The 15,698-nt window shown below is 72.6% G+C and carries 19 protein-coding genes; 15 read left to right on the plus strand and 4 right to left on the minus strand.

The annotated features are described in order from the left end of the window. Positions 1–5: 5 nt before the first annotated feature. Positions 6–533 (minus strand): low molecular weight protein-tyrosine-phosphatase, encoded by a 528-nt coding sequence (locus B5P21_RS01440; protein ID WP_045530006.1) that lies wholly within the window; start codon positions 531–533, stop codon positions 6–8. Positions 534–664: 131 nt separating this feature from the next. On the opposite strand from B5P21_RS01440, the gene B5P21_RS01445 reads away from it, so the two are divergent. After that, the gene (locus B5P21_RS01445) at positions 665–991 is read left to right on the plus strand and encodes a hypothetical protein (protein WP_045530005.1); all 327 of its coding nucleotides are present in this window, start codon (positions 665–667) and stop codon (positions 989–991) included. Beyond that, positions 988–2,349: a hypothetical protein gene (locus B5P21_RS01450; protein WP_094170679.1), complete on the plus strand. Its 1,362-nt coding sequence runs from the start codon at positions 988–990 to the stop codon at positions 2,347–2,349. Before B5P21_RS01445 ends, B5P21_RS01450 begins: the two co-directional genes overlap by 4 nt. Before the next feature lie 8 nt (positions 2,350–2,357). Here B5P21_RS01450 and B5P21_RS01455 read toward each other — a convergent pair whose 3' ends face one another. Beyond that, positions 2,358–2,753 carry a phage holin family protein gene (locus tag B5P21_RS01455; protein ID WP_045530659.1) on the minus strand — a complete coding sequence of 132 codons (396 nt, stop codon included), beginning with the start codon at positions 2,751–2,753 and terminating at the stop codon, positions 2,358–2,360. A gap of 70 nt (positions 2,754–2,823) precedes the next feature. On the opposite strand from B5P21_RS01455, the gene B5P21_RS01460 reads away from it, so the two are divergent. The 13 genes from B5P21_RS01460 to B5P21_RS01520 all read left to right on the plus strand — a co-directional run bounded on the left by B5P21_RS01460 (position 2,824) and on the right by B5P21_RS01520 (position 14,278). After that, positions 2,824–3,939 (plus strand): pyridoxal phosphate-dependent aminotransferase, encoded by a 1,116-nt coding sequence (locus B5P21_RS01460; protein ID WP_045530003.1) that lies wholly within the window; start codon positions 2,824–2,826, stop codon positions 3,937–3,939. A gap of 9 nt (positions 3,940–3,948) precedes the next feature. Then, complete coding sequence (locus B5P21_RS01465) at positions 3,949–5,061, plus strand: thiamine pyrophosphate-dependent dehydrogenase E1 component subunit alpha (protein WP_045530002.1); 1,113 nt, start codon at positions 3,949–3,951, stop codon at positions 5,059–5,061. Positions 5,062–5,147: 86 nt separating this feature from the next. Next, complete coding sequence (locus B5P21_RS01470; protein WP_045530657.1) at positions 5,148–6,113, plus strand: alpha-ketoacid dehydrogenase subunit beta; 966 nt, start codon at positions 5,148–5,150, stop codon at positions 6,111–6,113. Positions 6,114–6,169: 56 nt separating this feature from the next. Continuing rightward, positions 6,170–7,576 carry a dihydrolipoamide acetyltransferase family protein gene (locus B5P21_RS01475; RefSeq protein WP_045530001.1) on the plus strand — a complete coding sequence of 469 codons (1,407 nt, stop codon included), beginning with the start codon at positions 6,170–6,172 and terminating at the stop codon, positions 7,574–7,576. A 70-nt stretch (positions 7,577–7,646) separates the two neighbouring features. After that, positions 7,647–8,600, plus strand: a complete 954-nt coding sequence (locus B5P21_RS01480; protein WP_045530000.1) for a metal ABC transporter substrate-binding protein — start codon at positions 7,647–7,649, stop codon at positions 8,598–8,600. Continuing rightward, entirely contained in the window at positions 8,597–9,487 is an 891-nt protein-coding gene (locus B5P21_RS01485) for a metal ABC transporter ATP-binding protein (RefSeq protein WP_045529999.1), read from the plus strand. Before B5P21_RS01480 ends, B5P21_RS01485 begins: the two co-directional genes overlap by 4 nt. Continuing rightward, positions 9,484–10,410, plus strand: a complete 927-nt coding sequence (locus B5P21_RS01490) for a metal ABC transporter permease (protein WP_045529998.1) — start codon at positions 9,484–9,486, stop codon at positions 10,408–10,410. The genes B5P21_RS01485 and B5P21_RS01490 overlap by 4 nt, the downstream gene beginning before the upstream one ends. Further along, positions 10,407–10,850, plus strand: a complete 444-nt coding sequence (locus tag B5P21_RS01495; protein WP_045529997.1) for a Fur family transcriptional regulator — start codon at positions 10,407–10,409, stop codon at positions 10,848–10,850. The genes B5P21_RS01490 and B5P21_RS01495 overlap by 4 nt, the downstream gene beginning before the upstream one ends. Positions 10,851–11,045: 195 nt before the next feature. Next, the gene (gene rpmB, locus B5P21_RS01500; RefSeq protein ID WP_012039624.1) at positions 11,046–11,282 is read left to right on the plus strand and encodes a 50S ribosomal protein L28; all 237 of its coding nucleotides are present in this window, start codon (positions 11,046–11,048) and stop codon (positions 11,280–11,282) included. Continuing rightward, complete coding sequence (gene rpmG, locus B5P21_RS01505; protein ID WP_011187086.1) at positions 11,282–11,449, plus strand: 50S ribosomal protein L33; 168 nt, start codon at positions 11,282–11,284, stop codon at positions 11,447–11,449. The genes rpmB and rpmG overlap by 1 nt, the downstream gene beginning before the upstream one ends. Before the next feature lie 2 nt (positions 11,450–11,451). Next, a complete protein-coding gene (gene rpsN / locus B5P21_RS01510; protein ID WP_015491493.1) occupies positions 11,452–11,757 on the plus strand; it encodes a 30S ribosomal protein S14 in 306 nt (101 codons plus the stop codon). A gap of 131 nt (positions 11,758–11,888) precedes the next feature. Then, entirely contained in the window at positions 11,889–12,176 is a 288-nt protein-coding gene (locus tag B5P21_RS01515; protein WP_012039622.1) for an HU family DNA-binding protein, read from the plus strand. 122 nt (positions 12,177–12,298) lie between these two features. Then, entirely contained in the window at positions 12,299–14,278 is a 1,980-nt protein-coding gene (locus B5P21_RS01520) for a bifunctional copper resistance protein CopD/cytochrome c oxidase assembly protein (RefSeq protein ID WP_094170680.1), read from the plus strand. Positions 14,279–14,333: 55 nt separating this feature from the next. On the opposite strand, the gene B5P21_RS01525 is transcribed toward B5P21_RS01520, so the two are convergent. Further along, entirely contained in the window at positions 14,334–14,999 is a 666-nt protein-coding gene (locus B5P21_RS01525; protein WP_094170681.1) for a DUF998 domain-containing protein, read from the minus strand. Continuing rightward, on the minus strand, positions 14,984–15,565 hold the full coding sequence (locus B5P21_RS01530; RefSeq protein ID WP_133064149.1) for a hypothetical protein: 582 nt from the start codon (positions 15,563–15,565) through the stop codon (positions 14,984–14,986). The genes B5P21_RS01525 and B5P21_RS01530 overlap by 16 nt, the downstream gene beginning before the upstream one ends. Positions 15,566–15,698: the final 133 nt, after the last annotated feature.

A 15,698-nucleotide genomic window follows, 5' to 3' on the forward strand; every position in this document is an offset into this window, starting at 1 on the left:
ATCTCCTAGCTGGGGGGACGGATGCCGGGCTCCACCTGCGCGAGGAGGGCCCGGGCGGCTCGGTCTATCATCCCAAGAACCCGATCGAACATCGCCGCGTCCGTGTAGTACGGGTCGGGCACGTCCCGCAGGTGCGCCTGTGGAGGATCGAACGACAGCAGCAGGTGGATCTTCGCCCGGTCCGCCTCCGTCCGGGCCCACTGGCGCAGCGTCCGCTCCTGGCCGCGGTCGAAGACGACCACCAGGTCGAGGTCGGGGAGCGTGTCCGGGTCGAACTGCTTGGCGCGGTGCGCGGATCCCGAGAGGCCACGGCGCTCGAGCGCCGCGAGCGTGCGCGCGTCCGCCTGCTCGCCGACGTGCCAGTCGCCCGTCCCCGCGCTCGTCACCGAGACGCGGTCCGCGTGCCCGGCGCGCTGCACGAGGTCACGGAAGACGACCTCCGCCATCGGGGAGCGGCAGATGTTGCCGGTGCAGACGAAGGCGATCCGGAAGACGGGTGGAGCCGTCGCGGCCGGAGAGTCGGGGGCTCCCATGCGCTCATTCTGTCGGCTGCGGTCCCTCCCCACACCCTCGGATCCCTCCGCCGTCCCCCGGAGGCGGCGTCCGGCGGCCCGCCGTCCCCGCCGCAGCGCACGATGCGGGCCGACGGAGAGGACGGGACGCGATGCGGGGACAGCCGGGCGGATGGGGTGCGGGCGGGGGCGATCCGCTCGGAGGCACGGGGAGGGAGGGCGGCAGCACGCCCGGCCAGCTCCGCGCCGAGGCGCTGACGCGCGCGCATGCGCTCGCCGTCATCGCCGACGCGGTGGCGGAGACGCACCGCGGCATCGCCTCCTGCCGGGACGACCCGTCGTGGTCCGGACGCGCGCACGACGCGTTCATCCGCGCCCTCGACGACCTCGCCGGCCGGGTGGCGCTCGCCGGCACCCTCCTCCATGACGCGCATCCGGCCGCCGGCGCGGCGCCCGGCTGCCCCGGAGCGCGCCCGTGACGGCGGCGGTCGCGGGGCTCACCGTCACGGAGGGAGGCGGCACCGCGGTCGAGACGGACGACCTCACGCGCATCGCCGCGCGGCTCGACGACGAGGCCGGGCGGCTCGACGACCATGCCCGTGCGCTCGCCCTGCCGCCGCTGGTCGCCACGATCACGGGCGACCACGATGCGGGCCTCGACGCCCCGCGCGGTCTCCTGTCGTCCGCCGCCCACGACGCGCGGGCGCTCGCCGCCGACCTGCGTCGGGTCGCCGCCGAGTACGCGGACGGCGAGCGGGACGTCGACCGCTGCGTGCGCTCCGCCGCGGGCGACGGTGCGGCGGATGCGGCTCGCGCCTCCCTGGGCGGCATCGGCGACGAGCTCGACCCGCTGATGCCCGACGCGCTCCGGCTGCTGGGCGTCACCGGCATGCTGGCCGTCCACCCGGACGGGCCCGGCCGCATCATGCTCCCCGGCGTCCTCCGCGACGTGGTCTCGGACATCGCGGCCTCGGCCACGCGGTTCCTGCCGGGCCTCCCGGCCGGCGACGACGGCGTGCGCGAGACGACCGCGGGGCTCCTCGCGGCCCTGGGCGCCGCGGGCCTGCTCCGGGACGCGCCGGCGACCGTCCGCGTCCGCCGTGACGCCCTCCGACCGGCGCCGGCGAGCCTGGGCGACCTCGCCGACCGGATCCCCGACCCGGTCCCCGGCACCCCGCAGATGCGCGTCGAGGAGTACCGGGCGCCGGACGGACGCCGTCGCTTCGTCGCGTACCTCGGCGGCATGGTGACGCTGGATCCGCGCACCGGCCGCGAGGACTTCGGACCGGCCTCGGCGGCCGCCGCGCTCGTCACCGAGGGCGGATCCGCCGTCCACGCGGCCGAGACGGCGCTCCGCGAGGCTGGCGCGACCGCGGAGGACGAGGTCTACGTCGTCGGCTACTCGATGGGCGGGATCCTCGCGCGATCCGTGGGCGACGCCCCCGGCTTCCACGTCACCCACGAGCTCACGTTCGGCTCCCCGGTCGGCCAGCTGCCGATCCGCCAGGGGATCGACGGCGTCGCGGTGGAGCACACGGACGACCCCGTCCCCGCGCTCGGGGGCGTGCGCCCGTCCGACGGCGCCGCGGGCGACGACGTCGTGGTGCGCACCCCGGCGTTCGGGCCGACGGCATCGGCGGGTCCACTCGACGCGCACGATCTGGGCACCTATCGCACGACGGCGACCGAGATGGACGCCTCGCGCTCGCCGCTCCTGGAGCGGGCGCGCGACGAGCTCCACGGGTTCCTCGACGGGGCGACGCCGGTCGCGTCCCACCTCTACCGGGCGGAGCGGGCCCCGCTCACCCCGCCCGGCGGATCGGGCGGTGGGATGTGACGCGCGGGTCAGGCCCTGGCGGTCACCGGTCGGAGCACGAGGCCCACCAGCCAGCTGAAGAAGGCCATGAGGAGGGCGCCGAGCACGCCCCACCAGAAGCCCTCGACCGTGAGGCCGAAGCCGAGCGCGTCGGAGATGGCGGCCACGAGGAGGAAGAGCAGCCCGTTGACGATGAGCGCGATGAGGCCGAGCGTGAGGACGTAGAGGGGGAAGGCCACGATGCGGATGGCCGTGCCGATGACGCCGTTCACGACGCCGAAGATCGCGCCGAGCAGCAGGTACGTGAGCACGGTGGCCGTGGTGTCGCCCGGTTCGTAGGCGGTCACGACGGTGCCGGAGACGATGAGCGTGGTGAGCCAGAGCGCGACGGCGTTGACGACCACGCGGACGAGGAATCGGGGCATGCGCCGATCCTCGCAGACGCCGCCCTCGCGGACCATGGGCCGCGCGGCGGCCCGCCCGTAGAATCGCCCGGTGATGCCCGAACCCGCGCCCCTCGACGATGCCGCACCCGTCCGGCTCCGTCCCGCCATCGCCGCCATGGTCGCGTACCGCCAGGGCAAGCCGGCCGGCGAGGACGACTTCAAGCTCTCCAGCAACGAGAACCCGTTCGATCCGCTGCCCTCGGTGCTCGCCCGCATCGACCAGGTGCGCGATGTGAACCGCTATCCCGACGCGGGCGCGACCCTGCTGCGCACCGCGCTCGCCGAGCGCTTCAGCGTCACGGTCGACCACGTCCATGCCGGCGCCGGATCCGTGGCGATCCTCTCGCAGCTCATCACGGCGGCCGCGGGCCCCGGCGACGAGGTGGTCCACGCCTGGCGCTCCTTTGAGGCGTACCCCACCCTCATCACGGTCGCGGGGGCCACGGGCGCGCCGGTGCCGAACCTGCCCGACCACTCGCACGACATCGACGGCATGATCGCCGCGCTCACCGACCGCACGCGCGTCGTCATCGTCTGCACCCCGAACAACCCCACGGGCACGCTGGTCACCCAGGCCGACCTCGAGCGCCTGCTCGCGGCCGTCCCGCGCGACGTGCTCGTGCTCCTCGACGAGGCCTACGGCGAGTTCGTCGGCGAGGAGCATGCCCTCGATGGCATGCGCCTCCTCGCCGACCACCCGAACCTCGTCGTCCTCCGCACCTTCTCGAAGGCCTACGGGCTGGCCGGCCTCCGCATCGGCTACGCCGTGGGTCACCCGCGCATCCTCGACGCGGCGCGCTCCGCCGCCATTCCTCTCTCCGTCACCGGCCACGCGCAGCACGCGGCGCTCGCGTCGCTCGAGCACGAGGGCGAGCTCCTGGAGCGCGTGGCCGTGCTCACCCGCGACCGCGACGAGGCCTGGCGCGCGCTCACCGAACAGGGCTGGGACGTGCCGCGACCGCACGGCAACTTCGTCTGGCTCGCCACCGGTCCGGAGACCGCGGAGGTGGAGGCGCAGCTCGCCGCCACCGGGCTCGTGGTGCGTGCGTTCGGGTCCGAGGGGATCCGAGTGACGATCGGCGAAACCGCCTCTGTCCGGAAGCTACTGAACGCCTCGGGGGGAATTGTCCGGGGGCTGCCGGAGGGCCACCCGGCGCGCCGGTAGGTTGGGACGATGCCGGAAAGCGATGTGACGGTCCAGCTCCTGACCCCCGCGGGCGAGCTCGCACCGAGCGACTCCGCCGAGGAGTTCCTCCCGTACTTCGAGCGACTCACGGAGGACGACCACAGCGGCTTCCTCCGCGACATGCGCCTCACGCGGGCGTTCGACCTCGAGGCCACGAATCTCCAGCGCCAGGGCCACCTCGGCCTCTGGGCGCCGAGCACGGGGCAGGAGGCCGCGCAGGTCGGATCCGGCCGGGCCACGCGCCCGCAGGACCACGTCTTCCCCGCGTATCGCGAGCACGGCGTCGCTCTCATCCGCGGCATCGACCCCGTCGACATCGTGCGCCTCATGCGCGGCGTCACCCACGGCGGCTGGGATCCGGCGGCGGGCAACTTCCACCTCTACACGCTGGTCATCGGCTCGCAGGCGCTGCACGCCACGGGCTACGCGATGGGCGTCGCGTTCGACGGCGACGTCGCCACCGGGGATCCCGACCGCGACACCGCCGTCATCGCCTACTACGGCGACGGCGCCACCAGCCAGGGCGACGTGAATGAGGCGTTCGTCTTCGCCGCGAGCTTCCAGACCCCGCAGGTCTTCTTCCTCCAGAACAACCACTGGGCGATCTCGGTGCCGGTCTCCACGCAGTCGCGCACGCCCCTCTACCTCCGTTCGCGCGGCTTCGGCGTGCCGAGCACCCAGGTCGACGGCAACGACGTCTTCGCCAGCTACGCCGTCACCGCCAAGCACCTCGACGACGCGCGCGGCGGCGGCGGCCCCTCCTTCATCGAGGCGCTCACATACCGCGTCGGCGCGCACACCTCGAGCGACGACCCCACGAAGTACCGCACGGACGAGGAGCTGCAGGGCTGGGTCGCCAAGGACCCCATCGCCCGCCTCGAGGCGTACCTGCGCAACCAGGGCGCGCCGCAGTCGCTGTTCGACGGCATCGACGAGGAGGCCAAGGACCTCGCCGCCGACGTCCGCCGCCGCACCATCGAGCTGACGGGCCCGGCACTGCCCGGCATCTTCGACCACGTCTACTCGGAGCCGCACCCCGTCACGACGGAGCAGCGCGAGTGGCTCGAGCGCTACGAGGCCTCCCTGGGAGGGAACCGATGACCGACACCATCGACCGCGCCGCGACCCCCGCGGGATCCGACGACGCCGTGACGCGCGGCACAGGAGCCCCCGCCGGCGTCGAGAGCATGCCCATGGCGAAGGCGCTGAACGCCGGCCTCCGCCGCGCGCTCGAGGAGGACGACAGGGTCCTGCTCATGGGCGAGGACATCGGCCCGCTCGGCGGCGTCTTCCGCATCACCGAGCACCTGCAGCGCGACTTCGGCGACCGCCGCGTCATCGACACCCCGCTCGCCGAGTCCGGCATCGTCGGCACGGCCATCGGCCTGGCGATGCGCGGCTACCGACCCGTGTGCGAGATCCAGTTCGACGGGTTCATCTACCCGGCCTTCGACCAGATCACGAGCCAGCTCGCCAAGATCACCAACCGGCACGAGGGCGCGATGCGCATGCCCGTCGTGATCCGAGTGCCGTACGGCGGCCACATCGGCGCCATCGAGCACCACCAGGAGAGCCCCGAGGCGTACTTCGCGCACACCCCCGGCCTCCGCGTCGTCAGCCCGAGCACCCCGCACGACGCCTACTGGATGATCCAGGAGGCCATCAAGAGCGACGACCCGGTCATGTTCTTCGAGCCCAAGGCGCGCTACCGGCCGAAGGGCGAGGTCGACTTCTCGGCTCCCGGCATCGGCCTGCACGAGAGCCGCGTCGTCCGCTCCGGCACCGACGTCACGCTCGTCGGCCACGGCGCCATGGTCGCGATGCTGCTGCAGGCGGCCGAGCTCGCGGCGGACGAGGGCACGAGCGTCGAGGTCGTCGACCTGCGCTCGCTGTCGCCCGTCGACTACGGCCCCATCCTCGAGTCGTTGCAGCGCACGGGCCGCCTGGTCGTCGCGCAGGAGGCGCCCGGCCACGTGTCGGTCGGCTCCGAGATCGCGGCCACCGTCACGGAGCGCGCGTTCTACTCGCTCGAGGCGCCGGTGATCCGCGTCTCCGGCTTCGACGCCCCGTTCCCGCCCGCGAAGCTCGAGACGCTGTACCTCCCGGATGCCGACCGCATCCTCGAGGCCGTCGACCGCTCGCTCGCCTACTAGACGCCGCACCCGTCACGACGCCCGCCGCCTGCGCGGCAGAAGAAGAGGACCGCACGATGGCTGATTCTGAGTTCACCCTGCCCGACGTGGGCGAGGGCCTCATCGACGCCGAGATCGTCTCCTGGCGCGTGCAGCCGGGCGACCAGGTGGCGCTGAACCAGGTGATCGTCGAGATCGAGACGGCGAAGTCGCTGGTGGAGCTGCCGAGCCCGTTCGCGGGCACGGTCTCCGGGCTGCTCGTGCAGGAGGGGCAGACGGTCGAGGTGGGCACGCCCATCATCGCGATCGCGCAGGGCTCGCCGAGCGTGTCCGCGCCGGCCGAGACACCGGCCCAGATGGCGCTGCCCGGCGAGACGGTGATCGAGGACGACACCGCCATCGAGAACCGCGAGCCGGCGCCCGCGCCCGCGCCCGCCGCGGAGGAGACCTCGGGCGCCGTGCTCGTGGGCTACGGCACGGTCGGCAAGGTCGCGAGCCGGCGTCGTCGCGCCGAGCCGGGCGACGCCGCTCCCGCCGCCCGCCACGCCGCGCGTCCGGGCGCCCCGGCCGGAGCGCCCGCCGCCCGCGCCCCGCGTCCCGCCTCGGTCCCCGCGGCCTCGGCCGTGCCGATCATCGCCAAGCCCCCCATCCGCAAGCTCGCGAAGGACCTCGAGGTCGACCTGGCCGAGGTCGAGGCCACCGGGCTCGTCGGGGAGATCACGCGCGAGGACGTCATCCGCACCGCGCAGCAGGCGAGCGTCTTCAAGAACATCGAGACGCCCGAGTGGCCGGATGCGCGCGAGGACCGCATCCCCGTCAAGGGCGTCCGCAAGGTCATCGCGGCGGCCATGGTGCAGAGCGCGTTCCAGGCGCCGCACGTGAGCCTGTTCGTCGACGTCGACGCGACCCGCACGATGGAGTTCGTCAAGCGCCTCAAGGCGTCCACCGACTTCGCGGGCGTCAAGGTCTCGCCGCTGCTGATCATGGCGAAGGCGATGATCTGGGCCGTGCGCCGGAACCCCTCGGTGAACTCCTCGTGGACCGACCAGGAGATCATCGTCCGCCACTACGTGAACCTCGGCGTGGCCGCCGCGACCCCGCGCGGGCTCGTGGTGCCGAACGTCAAGGAGGCGCAGGCCATGTCGCTGCTGGAGCTCGCCCGCGCGCTCGAGCAGCTCACGCTCACGGCACGCGACGGCAAGACGACCCCGGCGGACATGGGCCAGGGCACCATCACGATCACCAACATCGGCGTCTTCGGCATGGACACCGGCACGCCGATCCTCAACCCGGGCGAGGTCGCGATCGTCGCGCTCGGCACCATCAAGCAGAAGCCGTGGGTCGTCGACGGCGAGGTGCGCCCGCGCTTCGTCACGACCATCGGCGCGAGCTTCGACCACCGCGTGGTCGACGGGGACGTCGCGAGCCGCTTCCTGGCCGACGTCGCGAGCATCATCGAGGAGCCGGCGCTGCTCCTGGAGTGACGCTCCGCCGAGTCCACAGCGGCGCCCCATCGGTACTGACAACCGTTATCAGTACCGTATCGTCGGATCCATGAACCGTCGCCCCCTCACCGCCCTGCTCGCCGTCTCGCTCCTCGCCGTCCCCCTCGCGGGCTGCGCCTCCGGATCCGGGGCGCCCTCCGACGACGCGTCGGCGTCCGCGTCCGGCGGGGGCACGCTCGAGGTCGTCGCCTCGACCGACGTCTACGGCGACATCGCGCAGCAGATCGGCGGCGACGACGTGAAGGTGACGTCGATCATCGACAGCCCGGACAAGGACCCGCACGAGTACCAGGCCACCTCCCGCGACCAGCTGGCGCTCTCCACGGCCGACGTCGTGATCCAGAACGGCGGCGGCTACGACGACTTCGTCGACACCATGATCAGCGCGCTCCCGAACGGCAAGAGCCCGGTCCTCCTCAACGCGGCCGACATCTCGGGCTACGACCAGAAGCCGGCCGAGGGTGAGTTCAACGAGCACGTCTGGTACGACATGCCCACGATGAAGAAGCTGGCCGAGGAGATCGAGCAGGCGTTCTCCAAGGCGGACAGCGCCGGCGCCGCGACGTTCGAGGCCAACGAGCAGGCCTTCACGGCGAAGCTCGACGCGATCGCCGACGCCGAGGCCGCCGCGAAGTCGGCCGGCACCGGCAAGGGCGTCGCGATCACCGAGCCCGTGCCGCTGTACATGACGAGCGCCATGGGCCTCGAGAACCGCACGCCGGACGAGTTCAGCGAGGCCGTCGAGGAGGGCACCGACGTGCCGGCCGACGTGCTGAAGGAGACGCTCGCCCTCTTCTCCGAGAAGAAGGTCGCGGCGCTCGTCTACAACTCGCAGACCACGGGTGCCACGACCGATCAGGTCGTCGCCGCCGCGAAGGCCGCCGGCGTCCCCGTCGTGCCCGTCACGGAGACCCTGCCCGCCGACCTGCCCACGGGCAGCGGGTACGTTGAGTGGATGACCGAGAACGTCGACGCCGTGGCCTCCGCGATCCGGGGATCGTGACCGGCTCACCTGTCCTGAGCCTGCGGGACGCGACGCTCGCGTTCGGCGCGCGCACCCTCTGGAGCGGGCTCGACCTCGACGTGGCACCCGGCGAGTTCGTCGCGGTGCTCGGTCCGAACGGATCCGGCAAGACCAGCTTCCTCAAGTCCGTCCTCGGCGCCCAGCGCCTCACGTCGGGGGAGATGCGCTTCCTCGACGAGCCGGTGCGCCGGGGCGCGCGACGCATCGGCTACATCCCGCAGCAGAAGCTCATCACCGCGGCGACGCCCGTGCGAGCGCGCGACCTCGTCGGCTTCGGCGTCACCGGCCACCGCTGGGGGCTGCCGATCAGCCGGCGGGCCGAGCGGGCCCGGGTCGACGAGCTGCTCGACGCGGTCGGCGCCACGTCCTACGCGGACGCCCCGGTCGCGACGCTCTCCGGCGGCGAGCAGCAGCGGCTGCGCGTGGCCCAGGCCCTGGCGTCGGATCCGCGGCTCCTCCTCTGCGACGAGCCGCTCCTCAGCCTCGACCTCGGCCACCAGCGCGTGGTCAGCGAGCTCATCGACGGGCACCGCAGGGAGACCGACGCGGCGGTCGTGTTCGTCACCCACGACGTCAACCCCGTGCTGGACATGGTCGACCGCGTCCTCTACCTCGTGGGCGGCCGGTTCCGCATCGGCACGCCCGACGAGGTCCTCGACTCCGACGTGCTGAGCTCGCTCTACGGCACGCCGGTCGACGTGGTGCGCGTGCGCGGCCGCGTCGTCGTGGTCGGCGCCACCGACGACCCGCAGGGGCACCACTCGCACGACGACGACGAGCACGGCGACCACGGCGACCACGGGGCGCACGGCCGGCACGCCGCCGGTTCTGAGGCCGCGGGGTCGACCGACGGGAGGGCCGCGTGATCCACCTGCTCGCGGACGCGGGCGACGTCTGGTCGCGCCTGTTCGACTTCTCCGACTACGGCGCGCTCGTCGCGCTGCTGCGCAACAGCATCATCGCGGGCGCCGTGCTCGGCGTCGTCGGCGGCCTCATCGGCGTCTTCGTCATGACGCGCGACCTCGCGTTCGCGGTGCACGGCGTGAGCGAGCTCTCGTTCGCGGGCGCGGCGGCGGCGCTGCTGCTCGGCGTCAACGTCGTGGGCGGATCGCTCGTCGGCTCCCTCGTCGCCGCCATCGCCATCGGCGTCCTCGGCACGCGCGCGAAGGACCGCAACTCGATCATCGCCGTGATCATGCCGTTCGGCCTGGGTCTCGGGATCCTCTTCCTCGCCCTCTACGACGGCCGCGCGAGCAACAAGTTCGGCCTGCTCACGGGCCAGATCGTCTCGGTCGACAACCCGCAGCTCGGCTACCTCGTCGCGATCAGCGCCGTCGTCATCCTCGGCCTCGCGGTCGTCTGGCGTCCGCTGATGTTCGCGAGCGTCGACCCCGACGTGGCCGCCGCCCGGGGCGTGCCCGTGCGCCTGCTCTCCATCGTGTTCATGATCCTGCTCGGGCTGGGCACCGCGGTCTCCATCCAGATCGTCGGCGCGCTGCTCGTGCTCTCGCTGCTCGTCACGCCCGCGGCCGCCGCGATGCGCGTCTCCTCGACGCCCCGGGTGGTCGTGTCGCTCAGCGTGCTGTTCGCGCTCACGAGCATCGTCGGCGGCATCATGCTCGCGCTCGGCAGCAGCATCCCCATCAGCCCGTACGTCACGACCATCTCGTTCGCCATCTACCTCGTCTGCCGCGGTGTCGACGCCCTCCGGGCGCGCAGCGGCACGTCGGGCGGGACGCGTACCCTGGCGGGGCGGGGAGGATCGCCCGCCGGGAGGGCACGGGCATGAAGCGGAACACCTGGCAGCGCGAGGCCGTCCGGCAGGCGCTGGACGCATCGACCGAGTTCGTGAGCGCGCAGCGGCTGCACGCGCGGCTGCACGAGGCCGGATCCCCCATCGGGCTGGCCACCGTCTACCGCGCGCTCGGCGACCTCGCCGCCGAGGGCGACGCCGACTCGCTGCAGTCGCCCGACGGCGAGGCGCTCTACCGCACCTGCGCCACGGGCGGCCACCATCACCACCTCATCTGCCGCGTGTGCGGGAAGACCGTCGAGATCGCGGCCGACGAGGTCGAGTCCTGGGCGCACGACGTCGCCGCGCGCAACGGCTTCACCGCGCCGAGCCACGTGGTCGACGTGTTCGGGCTCTGCGCCCAGTGCACGCGGCGCGCGGCCGAGGCGGCGGGCGGGCCGGTCGCCAGCACCTCCGAGGTCTCCGCATCCGCATGATCCCGGGCCTTCGGCTTGCGCCCGGGCGTGTCGTCGCGTAGCCTCGATCCTTGGCCGAGCGGCTCATCCGCTCGCATGTGCGCCCGCTGCCCCTCCTGAGGGACAGAGCCCCCTCTCTCGAGAACGGGGGACGGGCGTGCCGACAAGAAATCTTGGGTAGGGCGGTCTCGCCCTACGGTACCTACGGAGGAAACCATGGCAGCAACCTGCCAGGTGACCGGCGCCGTCCCCGGCTTCGGACACAACATCTCGCACTCGCACCGGCGCACCAAGCGCCGCTTCGACCCGAACGTGCAGAAGAAGACGTACTACGTCCCCTCGCTGCGTCGCAACGTCAAGCTCACGCTCTCCGCGAAGGGCATCAAGGTCATCGATGCCCGTGGCATCGAGTCCGTCGTCAAGGACATCCTCGCTCGTGGGGTGAAGATCTAATGGCCAAGCAGCAGGACGTCCGTCCGATCATCAAGCTCCGTTCGACGGCTGGCACCGGGTACACGTACGTGACCCGCAAGAACCGCCGCAACAACCCCGACCGCCTCGTGCTGAAGAAGTACGACCCGGTCGTCCGCAAGCACGTCGACTTCCGCGAGGAGCGCTAACCATGGCCAAGAAGAGCAAGATCGCCCGCAACGAGCAGCGCAAGGTCATCGTCGAGCGGTACGCCGCGAAGCGGCTCGAGCTGAAGAAGGCCCTCGTGGACCCGAACGGCACCGACGAGAGCCGCGAGGCGGCCCGCGCCGGCATCCAGCGCCTCCCGCGCGACGCCTCGCCCGTCCGCGTGCGCCAGCGCGACGGCATCGACGGTCGCCCCCGCGGCAACCTGTCGAAGTTCGGCATCTCCCGCGTGCGCTTCCGGGACATGGCCCACCGCGGCGAGCTTCCGGGCATCACGAAGTCCAGCTGGTAGGTTCCAAGCGGCCGCACGGCCGATCGGACCGCTGATGGCCTCTTCGGCTCGCACGGTCCGCTGACGTAGACAGACACCATCCACCACACGGCCGCTCGCGAAGAACGGCACCAGGTCCGAGGAGGACACCCATGGCTGACAAGTCACTCAACCGCACCGAGCTCGTTGCCGCCGTCGCCGCGGAGTCGGGCCAGAGCCAGGCCGCCGTCAACGGCGTCCTGGACGCGCTCTTCTCCACCGTCGCGACCAACGTCGCCGACGGCGTCAAGGTCACGATCCCGGGCTGGGTCGCGTTCGAGCAGACGGCTCGCGCCGCGCGCACCGGCCGCAACCCGCAGACGGGCGAGCCCCTCGAGATCAAGGCGTCCAAGGGCGTCAAGGTCTCCGCCGGCAGCAAGCTCAAGGCCGCCGTCAAGTAGTCCTCCTCACCACACGCCCAGCGGGGGCGCCGACTCCGGTCGGCGCCCCCGCTGTCGCGTTCCCGGGCGGCGCTCCGACGGCCAGCCGGCCGTCAGCGGGCCCGAGTTAGGCTGATTCCCTCATGCCCAGACTCCTCCGCGTCGCGGGGCCCGCCGCCCTCGTCATCGTCGCGTTCCTCTCGCTGCTGGCCGCCCTCGCCATCGGCGGGGGCGCCGCCCCGCAGCTGCTCGAGGACGCGGGTCCCGTGGTCCGCTACGGCCTGCCCGCCGCGAAGATGATGGTCAACCTCTCGGCGGCCACGGCCATCGGCGCGCTGCTGCTCGCCGCGTTCGCACTCTCGCGGCAGCGCCCCGAGTACGGCCGCGCGCTCGACATCGCGGCCGCGGGCGCGGCGCTCTGGACGGTCGCCTCGGCGATCACCGCGTTCTTCACCTTCCTCAGCGTCTCGGGCACGCCCTTCTCCTTCAGCTCCGAGTTCGGGACGAGCCTCGGCCTGGTGCTCACGCAGATATCCGTGGGCCAGGCGTGGCTCGCGACCACGCTGATCGCCGCGACCGTCACGGTGCTGTGCTTCGCGGTCCGCAACCACACCGCCATCGCGTTCGTGCTCGTGATCGCCGTCGGCGGCCTCGTGCCCATGGCGCAGCAGGGCCACGCGGGCGGCACCGAGGGCCACGACGCCGCCGTCAACGCGCTCGGCCTGCACCTCGTGTTCGCCGCCGTCTGGCTCGGCGGGCTCCTGACGATGGTCCTGCTGCGCTCGAAGCTCGACGGCGACCGGCTCGTGCCGGTGCTGCGGCGCTACTCGGCGGTCGCGCTCGTGTGCTTCGTGGTCGTCGCGGCCTCCGGGTACGTGAGCGCGGAGATCCGGGTCGGCACGCTCGACCGGCTGCTGACCGCGTACGGGCTGCTCGTGCTCATCAAGGTGGCGGCGCTCCTCGCTCTCGGCCTCTTCGGCGCCGCGTACCGGCGCGTGCTCATCGGGCGGCTCGAGGAGCGCGGATCCGCGGCGCGCGGCCCGTTCTGGTGGCTCGTGACCGCCGAGCTCGCGTTCATGGGCGTCGCGTCCGGCGTGGCCGCCGCGCTCGCCCGCACGGCCCCGCCCGTGAGCCAGGTCGTCGCGACGCAGCTGCCGGATCCGACGCCCGCGCAGATCCTCACCGGCGAGCCCCTGCCGCCCGAGCTCACGCCCATGCGCTACCTCACGGAGTGGAACTTCGACCTCCTCTGGATCCTGCTCTGCGCCTTCGGGATCTTCTTCTACCTGGCGGGCGTGCACCGCCTCCGCAAGCGCGGCGACGCGTGGCCCGTGCACCAGTCGATCCTCTGGGTCGCCGGCATGATCGGCCTCTTCTACATCACCAACGGCGGCGTGAACGTCTACCAGAAGTACCTCTTCAGCTCGCACATGCTCGCGCACATGGTGCTCGCCATGGTCATCCCGCTGCTCCTCGTGCCGGGCGCCCCGGTCACGCTCGCGATGCGCGCCATCCGCAAGCGCCAGGACGGCAGCCGCGGCGGACGCGAGTGGATCCTCATGGCCGTGCACTCCCGGTTCGCGTCGTTCGTGGGCCACCCGATCGTGGCGGCCGTGCTGTTCGCCGGATCGCTCCTCGTCTTCTACTACTCGCCGCTGTTCAGCTGGGCCACGACCGACCACATCGGGCACCAGTGGATGATCGTGCACTTCCTCATCGTCGGGTACCTCTTCACGCAGAACCTCATCGGCGTCGACCCGATGAAGGTGCGCATCGCCTACCCGATGCGCCTGCTGCTGCTGCTCGCGACCATGGCGTTCCACGCGTTCTTCGGCCTCTCGCTCATGACCGGCACCGGGCTCCTGCTCGCGGACTGGTTCGGCGCGATGGGCCGGCCGTGGGGCGAGTCGGCGCTGGCCGACCAGCAGGCCGGCGGCGGCATCGCGTGGAGCATCGGCGAGATCCCCACGGTGGTCCTCGCGATCGTCACGGCCATCATGTGGAGCAAGAGCGACAAGCGGGACTCCGTGCGCTACGACCGCAAGGCCGACCGGGACGGCGACGCCGAGCTCGAGGCCTACAACCGCAACCTCGAGGCGCTGCAGGCGTCCGAGCGGCGCTAGCCGACGTCGTCCGTCGTCCGTCGTCCGGCGTCCTTCGTCCTTCGGGCGGCGCGGGTCAGCCGTGCGGGCGCGCCCGGTGGCGGCGGGCGGCCACGAGCACCGCGACGCCCGCCATCAGCTCCCACGCGGTGACCGTGTAGACGGATCCGCGCTCCCAGATGCCGTCGATCGTCGAGCCGCCGAGCGCCTCGAGCAGGGCGAGCGCGACGAGGCCGACCACGCCCAGCGCGACGCTCGCGACGCGGATGGCGCGCGCGACGCCGACGCGGCCGGAGCCGAGGCCCGCCACGATCGAGGCGGCGTTGCCCGCGATGATGGCCATGCCGGCCCCGACCACGTGCATCCAGCCGATGCCGCTGGCCGCGCTCGAGGCGCTGCCGTGGATGAGGCCGACCACGGTGATCCCGACCGCGTGCACGGCGGCGAGGGCGAGGAACGCGCGGCGGGGGCCGGCACGGAGGGCGCGGGTCGCGATCACGGCGGCCGCGAGGTAGAGGATGCCCTGGAGGATGAAGCCCGCGTTCATCACCGCGTGCAGCGGCGAGTCGATGGCGCGGCCCTGGTACTCGGCGACGTCGGGCACGCCGAGGTCGCTGATGTAGTTGGCGGAGTAGCTGTAACCGGGGAAGGCGGACGCGGCGATCGCCTCGGTGCCGACGTAGACGACGGCGGCGGCGAGCCAGGCGATGCCGACGGCCGCCGGGATCAGCGGGCGAGCCACGTCACGTCCCCCTCCGCCGGCACCGGGTAGAGGCAGGTGCCCTCCTCGGGGAGCGTCGCGCTCTGGACGGTCAGCATGACGTGAGCATCCCCGTCCTGGAGGAGGCTGATGCCCCATCCGCGCGGGAAGCTCGTGGTGAGACCCTCGCCCTGTCCGGGCTGGAAGGCTCCGAATGCCGCGACCTTCGTGAACACGTCGGGGAGGCACCCTTCGATGGGCGTGAACGGTCCCGTGAGCAGGCGGACACCGATGGACTCGGGCACGTCGTCGAAGCCGGAGAGGCGCACCTCGAGATCGTGTGCCCGTCCGGTGTCCGTGACCGTGATGCGTCCGGCCTCGCGACCTCCCGTGAAGGGGCGGGTGATGATCCCGGAGGCGATCTCGACGGGGCCGATCGCCGCCGTCGAAGAGGAGGTGGGCTCCTCGACGACCTGCGGAGCGGGCGGGTCCGCGGGCGTGGGGCGGGGTTCGGACCGCGTCGACCGAACGTCCTCGGAGGCCGGGGCCACAGGCGTCGCGGCGGTGCAGCCACCGAGGGCCAACGTCACCAGTGCGAGCGCTGCCACGGCGAGGAGCGCATGCGACGGGCGTGCGGGCGTCGGGCTCCTCCTGCGGTGCATGGGCATGGGTCGATCATCGCCGAGACCGGAGGTGGCCGCATCATCCTGCGGGATGCCATTGACGCGGCAAAGCACTTTG

The organism is Clavibacter michiganensis subsp. insidiosus (assembly GCF_002240565.1).
Taxonomy (GTDB): domain Bacteria; phylum Actinomycetota; class Actinomycetes; order Actinomycetales; family Microbacteriaceae; genus Clavibacter; species Clavibacter insidiosus.

What these genes read in the sequence shown, in the direction of transcription:
- B5P21_RS01440 (WP_045530006.1), bottom strand. Translation starts at nt 533, where the DNA reads ATGGGAGCCCCCGACTCTCCGGCCGCGACGGCTCCACCCGTCTTCCGG.
- B5P21_RS01445 (WP_045530005.1), top strand. Translation starts at nt 665, where the DNA reads ATGCGGGGACAGCCGGGCGGATGGGGTGCGGGCGGGGGCGATCCGCTC.
- B5P21_RS01455 (WP_045530659.1), bottom strand. Translation starts at nt 2,753, where the DNA reads ATGCCCCGATTCCTCGTCCGCGTGGTCGTCAACGCCGTCGCGCTCTGG.
- B5P21_RS01465 (WP_045530002.1), top strand. Translation starts at nt 3,949, where the DNA reads ATGCCGGAAAGCGATGTGACGGTCCAGCTCCTGACCCCCGCGGGCGAG.
- B5P21_RS01470 (WP_045530657.1), top strand. Translation starts at nt 5,148, where the DNA reads ATGCCCATGGCGAAGGCGCTGAACGCCGGCCTCCGCCGCGCGCTCGAG.
- B5P21_RS01475 (WP_045530001.1), top strand. Translation starts at nt 6,170, where the DNA reads ATGGCTGATTCTGAGTTCACCCTGCCCGACGTGGGCGAGGGCCTCATC.
- B5P21_RS01480 (WP_045530000.1), top strand. Translation starts at nt 7,647, where the DNA reads ATGAACCGTCGCCCCCTCACCGCCCTGCTCGCCGTCTCGCTCCTCGCC.
- B5P21_RS01495 (WP_045529997.1), top strand. Translation starts at nt 10,407, where the DNA reads ATGAAGCGGAACACCTGGCAGCGCGAGGCCGTCCGGCAGGCGCTGGAC.
- rpmB (WP_012039624.1), top strand. Translation starts at nt 11,046, where the DNA reads ATGGCAGCAACCTGCCAGGTGACCGGCGCCGTCCCCGGCTTCGGACAC.
- rpmG (WP_011187086.1), top strand. Translation starts at nt 11,282, where the DNA reads ATGGCCAAGCAGCAGGACGTCCGTCCGATCATCAAGCTCCGTTCGACG.
- rpsN (WP_015491493.1), top strand. Translation starts at nt 11,452, where the DNA reads ATGGCCAAGAAGAGCAAGATCGCCCGCAACGAGCAGCGCAAGGTCATC.
- B5P21_RS01515 (WP_012039622.1), top strand. Translation starts at nt 11,889, where the DNA reads ATGGCTGACAAGTCACTCAACCGCACCGAGCTCGTTGCCGCCGTCGCC.
- B5P21_RS01520 (WP_094170680.1), top strand. Translation starts at nt 12,299, where the DNA reads ATGCCCAGACTCCTCCGCGTCGCGGGGCCCGCCGCCCTCGTCATCGTC.